This is a genomic window from Anoxybacillus dikiliensis (genome assembly GCF_050613275.1).
Lineage (GTDB): Bacteria > Bacillota > Bacilli > Bacillales > Anoxybacillaceae > Anoxybacillus.
Genome location: NZ_CP187112.1, coordinates 1,725,741 through 1,737,862, shown reverse-complemented (window position 1 = coordinate 1,737,862; position 12,122 = coordinate 1,725,741). Strand labels below are relative to the sequence as shown.

The window sequence follows — 12,122 nt, the reverse complement described above, 5'->3', positions numbered from 1 at the left end:
TGAACCGCCGTATACGGAACCGTACGTACGGTGGTGTGAGAGGACGGAGGTTAATCACCTCCTCCTACTCGATTGCTCCAAATGCACCGCGGAGCGCATTCCATATTTCACGCAAAAGATCTACGATGCGTTGAATAAATGTTCGACCTTCTTCTGTTTGCAAAAAGGCTGATAGCTTGTCTTTTGCTTGAGCCAGCTGTTCGTTCACTTGATTCCAATCGATGTTGACATTTTTCATTTTGTTAAATAAAGAAAGCAAGCTATTGATTTCGTCTTCCGTTAACGTAATGCCAAGTTCTTGAGCGATTCGCTCAATGAGTGCACGCATGTCGGCATCTGTTTTTGGCGGATTTTTCGCTATTTCTTCTTTAATTTTTGCGAGTAGCGCGACCGCTTGATCGTTTCCGATTGATTCGCCAAGCTGTGCCGTTTTCACCATTTCTTCGTTCGCTACTTTTTTCACTTCATCAGGGATCGTTTCATTCGATGAAAGTTCGTACGCTTTCATTAATCCTGTCAGCGCAGCTGTTCCGGATACAGGAAACGGTGCGGTAATGTAAATGACTGCATCTTTCACTCCTGCAGTAATGAGCGCGTTCATATACATTTCTTTTGTTACCCAGTTAATGTTATTTGTTTCGACTTGCAGACCTGAACCTGGTGCTCCAATCGTAATTTTGGATGACGAAATGGCTTTCGTTCCGATTTGTCCTTTCGGAATAATGTCGCCGAGATATTTATGTTCTTCCGCATTTGTGACCGTAATGATTTCAGCGCTTTCAGGTGCATTCATTTCTTTTAATATTTGTTGCTTTTGCTGCTCTGTTAAATTTTCTCCGAGCGTAATAATAATGTCTCCTTCAATCGCATCAGCGAAACTAACTGATGGAATCATAAACAACAATAAAATAAATATCGTAAACCACTTTTTCATTTGACAACCTCCTTCAATCTCTTTCTGTACTATTGTACAAACATTTGCGTGAACATAGAAGCGAAATGTAGTAAAATGAAGCTACATTTGTTTTTACGATGGAAAGGTGGCGAAGGTTTCAATGAAGAAAAAAGGTTATATCATCATGGAGAACGGTGGGAAGGTGGAGTTTGAACTATTCCCAAACGAAGCGCCAAAGACGGTAGCGAACTTTGAAAAACTAGCGAATGAAGGATTTTATAACGGATTGACGTTTCATCGTGTCATTAAGCGATTTGTAAGTCAAGGTGGCTGTCCGATTGGAAATGGAACAGGCGATGCAGGCTATACCATTCCGTGTGAAACAGACAACAATCCGCATAAACATATCGAAGGAGCGATATCGATGGCCCATCGAGGTCGTGATACAGGAAGTTGCCAATTTTTTATTTGCCATGAACCACAGCCGCATTTAGATGGTGTGCATACCGTATTCGGTCAAGTGACTGAAGGAATGGACGTTGTCAAGGCGATGAAAAACGGAGATGTCATGAAAGAAGTGAAAGTGTGGGACGAACAATAAAGTTAAAGGAAGGATGAAGAGATGAAAAAAAACTGGGCGTTATTTTTCATCCTTTTACTCGTTAGTTTCGTTTGGGGAGCAATCTATTGGTTGTTTATTGCAAAGTCATAGACATTTCGTTTTATTGTGATATAATGAATAAAAATGGAATAAGCGCATCCTTCGGGGCAGGGTGAAATTCCCGACCGGCGGTAATGAAACGGATGTTTCTTAGCCCGCGAGCCGTTAAGGCATGATCCGGTGCAATTCCGGAGCCGACAGTATAGTCTGGATGGGAGAAGGATTGCCAAAAACTCACGTCACTTATTGGGAAAAATAGGATTGACGATGGGTTGTTTTTGCTATGCAAAAAAGGCGATCTTTACATACATCTTGCCCTAGGACGTTGTTCCTAGGGTTTTTTTATTGATTGTGGAAAGGTGGTGCGATATGGACGAACGGTATATGCGCTTAGCGTTACAATTGGCGGAATCAGCACGTGGACAAACGTCGCCAAACCCGCTTGTTGGTGCAGTTGTTGTCAAACACGGTGAAATTGTCGGCTTTGGGGCGCATTTGAAAGCAGGGGAACCGCATGCAGAAGTACATGCGTTGCGCATGGCGGGGGAGAAAGCAGAAGGATCGACGGTTTATGTGACGCTTGAGCCGTGTAGTCATTACGGTAGAACTCCTCCTTGTGCTGATTTATTAATTGAAAAGAAGGTAAGGCGCGTCGTCGTGGCGACAACGGACCCGAATCCGCTTGTTGCGGGAAAAGGTATTGAAAAATTGAAGCGAGCGGGCATCGATGTGACCGTCGGCGTATTGAAAGAAGAAGCGGATGCGTTAAACGAAATGTTTTTTCATTATATTTCAACGAAAATGCCGTATGTCACGTTAAAGTATGCGATGAGTTTAGATGGAAAAATTGCAACAAAAACGGGGGAAAGCAAGTGGATTACGTCGGAAGAAGCGCGTCGCGATGTGCATCGCGAGCGACGAATGCACGATGCGATCGTTGTCGGCGTCGGCACCATTTTAGCCGATAATCCGAGCTTGACCGTTCGCTTTGGTCACGAAGGAAAACAGCCGATTCGTGTTGTGCTCGATACACATTTGCGCACACCGCTTCAAGCGAACGTCGTAACAGACAACATGGCTCCGACATGGATCGTCGTTGGACATCACGTCACGGAACAACAAATGAAGCCGTATGAACAAACGGGAGTACAATTCATTCGTATGAATGAACATACGATTCATATTCCATCTCTTTTACGTGAACTTGGTAAGCGCAACGTCATGTCCATATTTGTTGAAGGTGGAGCGCATGTGCATGGAAGCTTTTTATCTTCTCGCTCTGTTCAACAAGTCATCGCTTATGTCGCCCCGACGTTGATCGGTGGCAACGAAGCCCCTTCGGCAATCGGTGGAGAAGGGTTTGGACGAATGATGGATGCGCTCCGTTTGCAAGTGAAACATGTCGAAATGATCGGACCAGATATAAAAATCGTTGCTAAAGGATGATCGCGATGTTTACAGGGATTATTGAAGAAATCGGAACGATTCAACAAATGAAGCAAACAGGGGAAGCGATCGTTTTGACGATCGAGGCAAAAAAAGTGCTACAAGACGTACAGCTCGGTGACAGCATTGCCGTCAACGGCGTTTGTTTAACGGTCACATCGTTTACTAATCGCTTTTTTACTGTCGATGTGATGCCGGAGACGGTGCGAGCGACGTCACTTCGAACGCTTGTGGTAGGAGCGAAAGTCAATTTAGAGCGGGCGATGGCGGCGAACGGTCGCTTTGGCGGACATTTCGTTTCTGGGCATGTCGATGGTGTCGGACGTATCGTTCGCAAACAACCTGTCGCTAACGCGGTGTATTATGACATTGAAGTGCCGGGTCATTTGCGCAAATATATGATTTTAAAAGGTTCTGTTGCGGTTGACGGCACAAGTTTAACGATTTTCGGTTTAACGGATCGAACGTTTACGATTTCCCTCATTCCGCATACGCGGGAAGCGACGATTTTAGGGGCAAAAAAGGTTGGCGATATCGTCAATATTGAATGTGACATCATTGGTAAGTATGTAGAACAGTTCGTTGCCGGTAAGCATGACGGGTTGACGTTGCAATTTTTGCAAGAGCACGGATATAAGGAGTGAGTGCTGATGTTCCATACAATTGAAGAAGCGATTTACGATTTAATGCAAGGAAAAATTATTATCGTTTGCGATGATGAAGATCGTGAAAACGAAGGTGATTTTGTGGCGCTTGCAGAAAAAGCAACGCCGGAAGTCATTAACTTCATGATTACGCACGGTCGCGGTCTCGTTTGTGTACCGATTACCGAAGAATTGGCCGATCGGCTCGATTTAGCGCCAATGGTTAACCATAATACAGATGCGCATGGAACAGCTTTTACTGTCAGCATTGACCATAAAGCAACGACGACAGGCATTAGCGCATTTGAACGCTCGTTGACCATTCAAGAAATGCTGAACCCAGAAGCAAAAGCAAGCGATTTTAAACGACCAGGCCATATTTTTCCGCTTGTTGCGAAAAAAGGCGGGGTATTGCGTCGTGCGGGGCATACGGAAGCAGCTGTCGATTTAGCTCGTCTTTGTGGAGCAAAGCCGGCAGGCGTCATTTGTGAAATTATAAAAGATGATGGAACGATGGCGCGCGTGCCAGACTTAAAGAAAATCGCAGAACAATTCGATATGAAAATGATTACGATTAAAGATTTAATCGCTTATCGCAATCGAAAAGAAAAGCTCGTCAAACGCGAAGTCGAAATTACGTTACCAACCGATTTTGGCGAATTTAAAGTGATCGGATATTCAAATACGTTAGACGGAAAAGAACATATCGCAATTGTGAAGGGAGAAATTATTCCAGATGAGCCGGTGCTCGTGCGCGTTCATTCGGAATGCTTAACAGGGGACGTGTTCGGTTCGCATCGTTGCGATTGTGGTCCTCAACTTCATGCCGCGTTAGCGCAAATTGAAGAAGAAGGTCGTGGAGTATTATTATATATGCGTCAAGAAGGACGCGGCATCGGCTTGTTAAACAAATTGCGTGCCTATAAGTTGCAAGAACAAGGATACGATACGGTGGAAGCGAACGAAAAATTAGGTTTTGCGCCAGACTTGCGCGATTATGGAATTGGTGCGCAAATTTTAAAAGATTTAGGTGTAACAAAAATGCGCTTATTGACGAACAATCCACGTAAAATTACCGGATTAAAAGGATACGGATTGGAAGTTGTTGAGCGCGTGCCGTTGCAAATGCCAGCGAAGCGCCATAATGAGCGCTATTTGCGGACAAAATACGAAAAACTAGGACATATGTTGCACTTTTAAAGGAGGAGAAAAACATGAACGTATATGAAGGAAATTTAGTTGGAACAGGATTAAAGATCGGCATTGTTGTTGCGAGATTTAATGAATTTATTACAAGTAAATTGCTTAGCGGAGCTTTGGACGGATTGAAACGTCACGGAGTAGAAGAACAACATATTGATGTCGCATGGGTACCAGGGGCATTTGAAATTCCGCTTGTGGCGAAAAAAATGGCGGAGTCGAAAAAATATGACGCTGTCATTACGCTTGGTGCCGTCATTCGCGGAGCGACGAGCCATTACGATTACGTATGTAATGAAGTGGCGAAAGGAACGTCCCATGCTGCCCTTTCTTCAGGCGTTCCTGTGATTTTTGGAGTGTTGACGACAGATACGATTGAACAAGCGATTGAGCGCGCTGGGACGAAAGCAGGAAATAAAGGTTGGGAGGCAGCGCTCAGCGCCATTGAAATGGCGAATGTCATGCGCACATTTTCTTAAAAAATGTTTAAAAAAGCGGCAAGACCGTTTATAATAGCAATAGCGAGTAAACAATAAGTCTTGTCGATAATGAGGGATTCATATGCTAGTTCGCTATCGAAAAAACTATGAGAAAATTGCGATGGGTCTTTTGTCGTTTATGCCAAATGAAAAAGACTTAAAACAGCTTCAACAAACGATGAAAAACTATGAAACAAACGACGACTGGCAGCTGTTTTTATGGAAGCAAGAAGAAGATTTTATTGGCATTATCGGCGTAATTGTGCGCGAACATGCGGTTGAAGTGCAGCATATTAGCGTCAATCCGTCCCATCGCCATCAAGGAATTGGAAAGCAAATGGTGAAAGCGTTAAAAGAATTGTATCCAAATAAGTCGTTATGTGCTAATGACATGACCGCTCCATTTTTGGATAAATGTGAACAATGACAGGGATCAACGTCCCTGTCTTTTTTGTTTTTGCCGTTCTCGCTCAGCGATGACGTCGCTCCGGTCGCGCAACATATGTTTATGGATGATATATTCGTTTGACATGTCGCTTTTTTCTCCCCATACAAGCCCTTTTAAATCGCATTGTTGTTTACATATATGCAACAAAGAAACTTCATTAATTGGAAAACAAATACTTTCATACGCATGTCCATCATCTATTCGCTTCACGTATGCATGAAGAAGGGACACAAGTTGCTCTACATGTATGCCAAGTGCTTCGTATGCTTGTTTTTCTTTTTGGCATGCGCGCATTGCTTTCGTTAACATTCGTTTTGCACCAGCGATATTTCCTCGACGATAATGGTACATGCCAACCGCAAGCTGAATGAGACCGATCCATATATGTTCCTTTGTTTGTTTCCAATGTTCTTCTAGCACTTCGTGGCATTCAAAATAATCGCGCGTCGCGTGAAAGTGGAGTAAATATTCGATATATGCTTTCGGATACAAGTGAAAGCCCCCTTTTTTCATATGCTTACGTGTATTATACTATTAGTTGTGAAAAAAGGTGGGATCAATGTGCATTATCATGTGAAATTAGATCAATTTGAAGGACCACTTGATTTATTGTTGCATTTAATTCATCGATATGAAATCGATATTTATGATATTCCTGTTGCGCAAATTACGGAGCAATATATGGCTTACATTCATGCGATGAAACAATTGCAGCTCGATGTCGCGAGCGAATATTTAGTGATGGCAGCAACGCTCATTGAAATGAAAAGTAAAATGTTGCTGCCAAAACATGAGGAAACGGTAGAGGATCATGAATTATTTATCGAAGAAGATCCGCGCGAACAATTCATGCAACAGTTAATCGAGTATAAAAAGTTTAAAGAAGCAGCCAAGCAGTTGCGCGAGCGGGAAGAAGAGCGGGGGCTTTTATTTACGAAGCCGCCGAGCGATTTAACCGCTTATGCGAAAAACGGTGCGCCACTTGCCCTCGATGTCGATATATACGACATGCTTGGGGCGCTGGCGAAGTTGTTACGGCGCAAAAAGCTACAAAAGCCGCTTCATACGAAAGTGGCACGTCAAGAAATTCCAATCGGACAGCGGATGGAAGAAATTTTACAAATATTAAAAAACGGAGAGCGAATGAACTTTTACGATTTATTTCCGTATGATGATCGCGAACAAATTGTCGTGACGTTTTTAGCGTTGCTTGAACTGATGAAACGAAACGAAATCATTGTCGAGCAAGAAAACAATTTTGCTGATTTATACATTCGACGAAAAGGTGATTGAGATGAATGAATTCGCAGTGATTGAGGCGTTATTGTTCGCGGCAGGCGAAGAAGGATTGACGTATAAGCAATTAGCTGATGTACTCAATGTAGAGGAAGAACGAGTATACGAGCTTATTCAACGAGCAAAAGATATGTATGATGCAGATGAGCGCGGGGTTATGATTGTGGAAATGGCGGGAATGCTTCAGCTTGTGACGAAAAAACAATGTGCCCCGTATTTGCAAAAGCTTGTCGAGTCTCCAACGACTTCATCGTTGTCACAAGCAGCGCTTGAAACGTTAGCGATCATCGCATACCGTCAACCAATTACGCGTGCAGAAATTGAGCACATTCGCGGCGTCAAAAGCGATAAGCCGCTGCAAACACTATTAGGAAAAGCGTTAATTAAAGAAGTAGGCCGCGCAGAAGGAACAGGCCGTCCGATTTTATACGGAACAACGAAAGAGTTTTTAGATTACTTTGGTTTAAAAACGTTAGACGAACTTCCCCCTCTTCCAGAATGGGACGAACAAGAGGAAGAACGCGAAGCTGACTTATTTTTCGAACGTCTGAACGAACAACTGCAAGAAGCGAATGAGTAAATAAAAGGTGATGGAGGATGAGTTTTCGTTTTTTCTTTGGGCTTCTTTTTGTTTTCGTTTTTGGAAGAGTAGTTGAATATTATGTAGAAATGTATATTTTGCACTCTATTTTACAAAGTGCAGTTATCGTAGTTTTTGTTGCTGTTGTTTTTATATTAAGTGGCAAGGTGAGTAAGCGCTACGGTCTTCTAGACAAAAAAGTGAAAATGATCATATGGCTTCCAAGCTTGCTCGGTGCGTTATGTTTAGCGATCTTTTTATACGAAATCGGCATATTGCCAGGAAAGGAAACAGGTGCTTTTATGCGCCTGTTTTTTCTTTTCTTTAAGAATGATAAAATTTTTCGCATGATTCGTAATTTATGGTAAAATAAATATAGCTTCGTTGTTGAAAAAGGGGTGTATAGCTTTGAAAATCGTTTCGTGTCATGGATATGAATTGCAAAAAGCACAGCCGAATACGTCGGAAGATTTTTTTAACCGTTCGGAAGTAACGTTTGTTGACGATGATGGAGTAGAACGTACATTGCACGTACTATATGTTCGTTATTTTGATGAACGTTTTTTTGAATGGACGCCGTATGAACAAGACCCTGTATTTCAAGCGAGTGGGAAAGACGTATATTTTAAAGATATTGTCGCGCTCGTCTGTTTGCTCGTCGATCCATCACTTCGGACGCGAAAACGTGTATATGTAAGTGAAGAAGAAGAGCTTCGTCGCTATTTTTCATCGATCGACTTCGCTAAACTGCCAGAAGTTTTTGAGTCGCTTGCAAAAAAACAATCGTATACTGTTAAATCACCGCTTTTATTTATTGCGCAACCGTAAAGGGAGGATGCATATGGGCAACACTATTGTTTTGAACCAAACGAAGCAAGTGGAGCAGTTGTTAAGCCGCATTGTAGAACAAATTGCTCGTTATTTAAATGAAACGACGATCGAACAAATGCAAGAAGAATGCGCAGGCGACCGTCATTATTATGAAGGAGTGCTTGCGGATTTGCGCCGTTTAGCTGTATATGGTGAAGAAGGTGTCGATGCGTGCCGCATTGTGCTTCAAGAAGAACCGTTTCGGAAAGCAGCAGCCGAACAAGCATTATATAAAATTTATCATTCATGTGTGGCAGAATTTTTTACCCCAAAGCGTGATTTATGGTATGAAGATAGCCGCTCAGCGTATACAGGAAGACATTCAATTAAATTGAGACAACCTGCTCCTCCATCGTTACAACAATTGCTTCATGCGATTGAAGCCGATTTTCAAACGATGCGGGAAGAACTCGAATTTTATGAAACAGACTACCGAACAAAAATGATCCAATCGCAATAAGAAGCTGCGTGTGTCAGCTTCTTTTTTTGTTGCATATGATGCCGAAGGAGGTGTGTTTGTATGCGACAATATATTTATAACGTGCAAGCATGGCTTGAGAGAGTAAAGCCATATGTTGATGCAGAAATGGTGGAACGTCTAAACGTGGAGCTAGAGCGTGGAGATGTCGCGCGCATTCATGAGCAAGTAACAAACATATATTTACAACGTAAGCGCGTACCGATTGGAGGGCATACGCTACCTAAGTTACCGTATGCGTACAACGCATTAGAACCGTATATTGCTGAAGAGATTATGCGATTGCACCATGAAAAACATCATCAAAGTTATGTTGACGGTTTAAATCGCGCCGAAAAAATGATGCAACAAGCACGTGAAAAAAACGACTATGCGTTATTAAAACATTGGGAGCGTGAAGCTGCGTTTCATGGTTCGGGACATTATTTGCACACAATTTTTTGGAACAATATGAAACCGCGTGGGGGCGGACGTCCAACGGGTGTGTTGCTTCAACAAATTGTGCGCGATTTTGGGAGCTTTGAAGCGTTTCAACGACATTTTACCGAAGCGGCGAAGCAAGTGGAAGGAAGCGGATGGGCGCTCCTCGTTTGGTCACCGTTTGCAGGGCGATTAGAAATTTTACAAACCGAAAAACATCAACATGGGACACAATGGACGACCGTTCCACTCCTTGTGTTAGATGTGTGGGAGCATGCGTATTATTTGCAATATAAAAACGACCGCGCAACGTACGTTCAACAATGGTGGAACGTCGTCAATTGGGATGATGTGCAACAGCGATTCATAAAAGCAAAAGGCCGCGTCATGTAGCGGTCTTTTTGTCATACATCATGCATTTATGCATACACTTGTACAAAACGGACAAAGGGATGAGAGTGTATGCGACGGCAATGGCTTGTATGGATGATCGTGCTTTGTTTTTTTTGTTCACTTTTTCCGAATGAAGCGAAGGCGATGTCGGTGAGTGCGAAAAGCGCGATTTTAATGGAACAAACGACAGGACGGGTATTATTTGAGAAAGATGCGCATACAAAACGGCGTATTGCGAGCATTACAAAAATTATGACGGCCATTTTAGCGATTGAATCAGGAAAATGGGAAGAGCTTGTGACGGTAAGTGAACGGGCGGTTCGGACAGAAGGATCTTCGATTTATTTAAAGCCGGGCGAAAAAATTGCACTCAAACATTTAGTATATGGGCTTATGCTTCGTTCTGGAAACGATGCAGCGGTGGCGATCGCTGAGCATGTTGGCGGTAGCGTCGAAGGCTTCGTTTTTTTAATGAACAAAAAAGCAGCAGAAATCGGCATGACAAATACACAATTTGCGAATCCACATGGGTTAGATGATGCAGAAAATCATTATTCGACTGCGTACGATATGGCGTTACTTATGCGGTATGCGATGCAAAATGAGCAATTTCGCGAAGTATCGGGAACGAAATTGTATCGGGCACCAAATCCAACAGAAGATTGGGACCGCGTTTGGCGCAATAAAAATAAGTTGTTAACGCATTTGTATAAATATTGTACCGGGGGAAAAACAGGATATACGAAGCGAGCGAAACGTACATTAGTGACGACAGCATCAAAAGATGAGCTTGATCTCATCGCGGTGACGATTGATGCAGGAGATGATTGGAACGATCATATGGCCATGTATGAACATGGATTTGCGAACTATGAACTTGTGACGGTAAAAGCGGACGAGATTGTGGAACAGATTAGAGATCCGTTTTATGACAAACATATATTTGTTGTACGCGATTTTATATATCCGGTCACAAAAAAAGAAGAAGCACGCATTCGTTTAAAGCGAAAATTGCTTCGTCCACAAGAACGATGGAAAGAGACAGGCGTGCCATCGATTGTCGGGAAAGCGGAACTGTATATCGGCGAGGAAAAGGTCGATGAAACACCTATTTTTTATAAGCAACAAAAGAAAACACGTTCTTTTTTTGACTGGTTGTTAGGGGTGGACAGCGATGGTTAATCTCATTTGGGTGGCGCTTTTGCTTATTGGGCTTGTGTTTGCGGGAATAAACGGGACGATGAAAGACGTCAACGAGGCGATGTTTCAAGGGGCGAAAGAAGCGGTAACGATTAGCATTGGTTTAATTAGCGTGCTTGTTTTTTGGCTCGGTTTAATGAAAATCGCCGAGCAATCTGGATTGCTTTCTTTTTTTGCTCATTTGTTCCGTCCAATAGCGAAAAAAATTTTCCCGGAAGTGCCGTCCGACCATCCAGCTCTTGGGTATATATTATCAAATATGGTCGCAAACATGTTCGGTCTTGGAAATGCAGCGACGCCGCTCGGCATTAAAGCAATGGAGCAATTGAAGAAACTAAACGGTCAAAAAGAGGAACCGAGCCGCTCAATGATTACGTTTGTCGCTTTAAATACCGCAAGCGTTACGCTCATTCCTGCTACCGTCATATCGATTCGGATGACATACCACTCTGCTTCACCAGGGGAAATTATTGGCACAACGTTTGTTGCCTCACTCATTGCCACGATATCAGCGATCATGATCGACCGCGCATTTTACATACGGAGGCGTAAAAAAGGAGGGATGTAATGTACGTCATTCAATTTTTATCGCTTTGGCTCATTCCGATCGTCATCGCTTGTATTTTACTGCATGCGACGTACAAGCGCGTTCCGACGTATGAAGCGTTTGTTGAAGGGGGAAAAGAAGGAATTCAAATTGCTTTTTCCCTTATTCCATATTTAGTAGGTATGCTCGTTGCTGTCTCCGTTTTTCGCGCTTCCGGTGCACTTGATTTTTTTATTTCGTATATGAAGCCGTTCATCGTCCCGCTCGGATTGCCGCCCGAAGTCGTGCCGCTTGCGCTCATTCGTCCAATTTCAGGAACAGCATCGCTCGGCATCGTGACCGACTTAATCGCCACATATGGACCCGATTCATTTATCGGCCGGTTAGCTTCTACCATTCAAGGAAGCACAGAAACGACGTTATATGTACTTACCGTCTACTTTGGTGCGGTCGGCATTCGTAAAATGGGCGATGCATTAAAAGTCGGCTTGCTTGCTGACTTTGTTAGCTTTATTGTATCATTTGTCGTTGTATTATGGATGTTTGGCAAGTGAAGTGTTTAACA

The 12,122-nt window shown here is 43.0% G+C and carries 17 protein-coding genes and 1 riboswitch; of the genes, 15 read left to right on the top strand and 2 right to left on the bottom strand.

What is annotated here, in order from left to right; all coding sequences use genetic code 11:
• Nucleotides 1–64 precede the first annotated feature (64 nt).
• Entirely contained in the window at nucleotides 65–934 is an 870-nt protein-coding gene (locus tag ACPF7I_RS09155) for a DUF1002 domain-containing protein (RefSeq protein ID WP_430743708.1), read from the bottom strand.
• A 121-nt stretch (nucleotides 935–1,055) separates the two neighbouring features.
• On the opposite strand from ACPF7I_RS09155, the gene ACPF7I_RS09150 reads away from it, so the two are divergent.
• The 6 genes from ACPF7I_RS09150 to ACPF7I_RS09125 all read left to right on the top strand — a co-directional run bounded on the left by ACPF7I_RS09150 (nucleotide 1,056) and on the right by ACPF7I_RS09125 (nucleotide 5,752).
• A complete protein-coding gene (locus ACPF7I_RS09150) occupies nucleotides 1,056–1,496 on the top strand; it encodes a peptidylprolyl isomerase (RefSeq protein WP_430743710.1) in 441 nt (146 codons plus the stop codon).
• 154 nt (nucleotides 1,497–1,650) lie between these two features.
• A riboswitch (FMN riboswitch) is annotated at nucleotides 1,651–1,783 on the top strand.
• Between the two features lie 142 nt (nucleotides 1,784–1,925).
• Nucleotides 1,926–3,002, top strand: a complete 1,077-nt coding sequence (gene ribD / locus ACPF7I_RS09145; RefSeq protein ID WP_430743712.1) for a bifunctional diaminohydroxyphosphoribosylaminopyrimidine deaminase/5-amino-6-(5-phosphoribosylamino)uracil reductase RibD — start codon at nucleotides 1,926–1,928, stop codon at nucleotides 3,000–3,002.
• 5 nt (nucleotides 3,003–3,007) lie between these two features.
• On the top strand, nucleotides 3,008–3,646 hold the full coding sequence (ribE, locus tag ACPF7I_RS09140; protein ID WP_430743714.1) for a riboflavin synthase: 639 nt from the start codon (nucleotides 3,008–3,010) through the stop codon (nucleotides 3,644–3,646).
• 6 nt (nucleotides 3,647–3,652) lie between these two features.
• Nucleotides 3,653–4,846: a bifunctional 3,4-dihydroxy-2-butanone-4-phosphate synthase/GTP cyclohydrolase II gene (locus ACPF7I_RS09135; protein ID WP_004889735.1), complete on the top strand. Its 1,194-nt coding sequence runs from the start codon at nucleotides 3,653–3,655 to the stop codon at nucleotides 4,844–4,846.
• 14 nt (nucleotides 4,847–4,860) lie between these two features.
• Complete coding sequence (gene ribH / locus ACPF7I_RS09130) at nucleotides 4,861–5,325, top strand: 6,7-dimethyl-8-ribityllumazine synthase (protein ID WP_006318211.1); 465 nt, start codon at nucleotides 4,861–4,863, stop codon at nucleotides 5,323–5,325.
• 82 nt (nucleotides 5,326–5,407) lie between these two features.
• Nucleotides 5,408–5,752 (top strand): GNAT family N-acetyltransferase, encoded by a 345-nt coding sequence (locus tag ACPF7I_RS09125; protein WP_021095908.1) that lies wholly within the window; start codon nucleotides 5,408–5,410, stop codon nucleotides 5,750–5,752.
• 6 nt (nucleotides 5,753–5,758) lie between these two features.
• Here ACPF7I_RS09125 and ACPF7I_RS09120 read toward each other — a convergent pair whose 3' ends face one another.
• Nucleotides 5,759–6,286: a DUF309 domain-containing protein gene (locus ACPF7I_RS09120; RefSeq protein WP_430743716.1), complete on the bottom strand. Its 528-nt coding sequence runs from the start codon at nucleotides 6,284–6,286 to the stop codon at nucleotides 5,759–5,761.
• Nucleotides 6,287–6,334: 48 nt separating this feature from the next.
• On the opposite strand from ACPF7I_RS09120, the gene ACPF7I_RS09115 reads away from it, so the two are divergent.
• The 9 genes from ACPF7I_RS09115 (at nucleotide 6,335) to ACPF7I_RS09075 (ending at nucleotide 12,111) form a co-directional block, all read left to right on the top strand.
• On the top strand, nucleotides 6,335–7,066 hold the full coding sequence (locus ACPF7I_RS09115) for a segregation/condensation protein A (RefSeq protein ID WP_430743718.1): 732 nt from the start codon (nucleotides 6,335–6,337) through the stop codon (nucleotides 7,064–7,066).
• 1 nt (nucleotide 7,067) lies between these two features.
• On the top strand, nucleotides 7,068–7,649 hold the full coding sequence (scpB, locus tag ACPF7I_RS09110) for an SMC-Scp complex subunit ScpB (RefSeq protein WP_430743720.1): 582 nt from the start codon (nucleotides 7,068–7,070) through the stop codon (nucleotides 7,647–7,649).
• Nucleotides 7,650–7,666: 17 nt separating this feature from the next.
• On the top strand, nucleotides 7,667–8,017 hold the full coding sequence (locus ACPF7I_RS09105) for a hypothetical protein (protein ID WP_430743722.1): 351 nt from the start codon (nucleotides 7,667–7,669) through the stop codon (nucleotides 8,015–8,017).
• A 40-nt stretch (nucleotides 8,018–8,057) separates the two neighbouring features.
• On the top strand, nucleotides 8,058–8,477 hold the full coding sequence (locus ACPF7I_RS09100) for a hypothetical protein (protein ID WP_430743724.1): 420 nt from the start codon (nucleotides 8,058–8,060) through the stop codon (nucleotides 8,475–8,477).
• Nucleotides 8,478–8,490: 13 nt separating this feature from the next.
• Nucleotides 8,491–8,979, top strand: a complete 489-nt coding sequence (locus tag ACPF7I_RS09095; protein ID WP_430743725.1) for a YpuI family protein — start codon at nucleotides 8,491–8,493, stop codon at nucleotides 8,977–8,979.
• 60 nt (nucleotides 8,980–9,039) lie between these two features.
• Nucleotides 9,040–9,810 (top strand): superoxide dismutase, encoded by a 771-nt coding sequence (locus ACPF7I_RS09090; RefSeq protein ID WP_430743727.1) that lies wholly within the window; start codon nucleotides 9,040–9,042, stop codon nucleotides 9,808–9,810.
• Nucleotides 9,811–9,879: 69 nt separating this feature from the next.
• On the top strand, nucleotides 9,880–10,992 hold the full coding sequence (locus ACPF7I_RS09085; protein WP_430743729.1) for a D-alanyl-D-alanine carboxypeptidase family protein: 1,113 nt from the start codon (nucleotides 9,880–9,882) through the stop codon (nucleotides 10,990–10,992).
• The gene (locus tag ACPF7I_RS09080; protein ID WP_430743731.1) at nucleotides 10,985–11,578 is read left to right on the top strand and encodes a nucleoside recognition domain-containing protein; all 594 of its coding nucleotides are present in this window, start codon (nucleotides 10,985–10,987) and stop codon (nucleotides 11,576–11,578) included. Before ACPF7I_RS09085 ends, ACPF7I_RS09080 begins: the two co-directional genes overlap by 8 nt.
• Nucleotides 11,578–12,111, top strand: a complete 534-nt coding sequence (locus ACPF7I_RS09075; RefSeq protein ID WP_430743733.1) for a spore maturation protein — start codon at nucleotides 11,578–11,580, stop codon at nucleotides 12,109–12,111. Before ACPF7I_RS09080 ends, ACPF7I_RS09075 begins: the two co-directional genes overlap by 1 nt.
• Nucleotides 12,112–12,122: the final 11 nt, after the last annotated feature.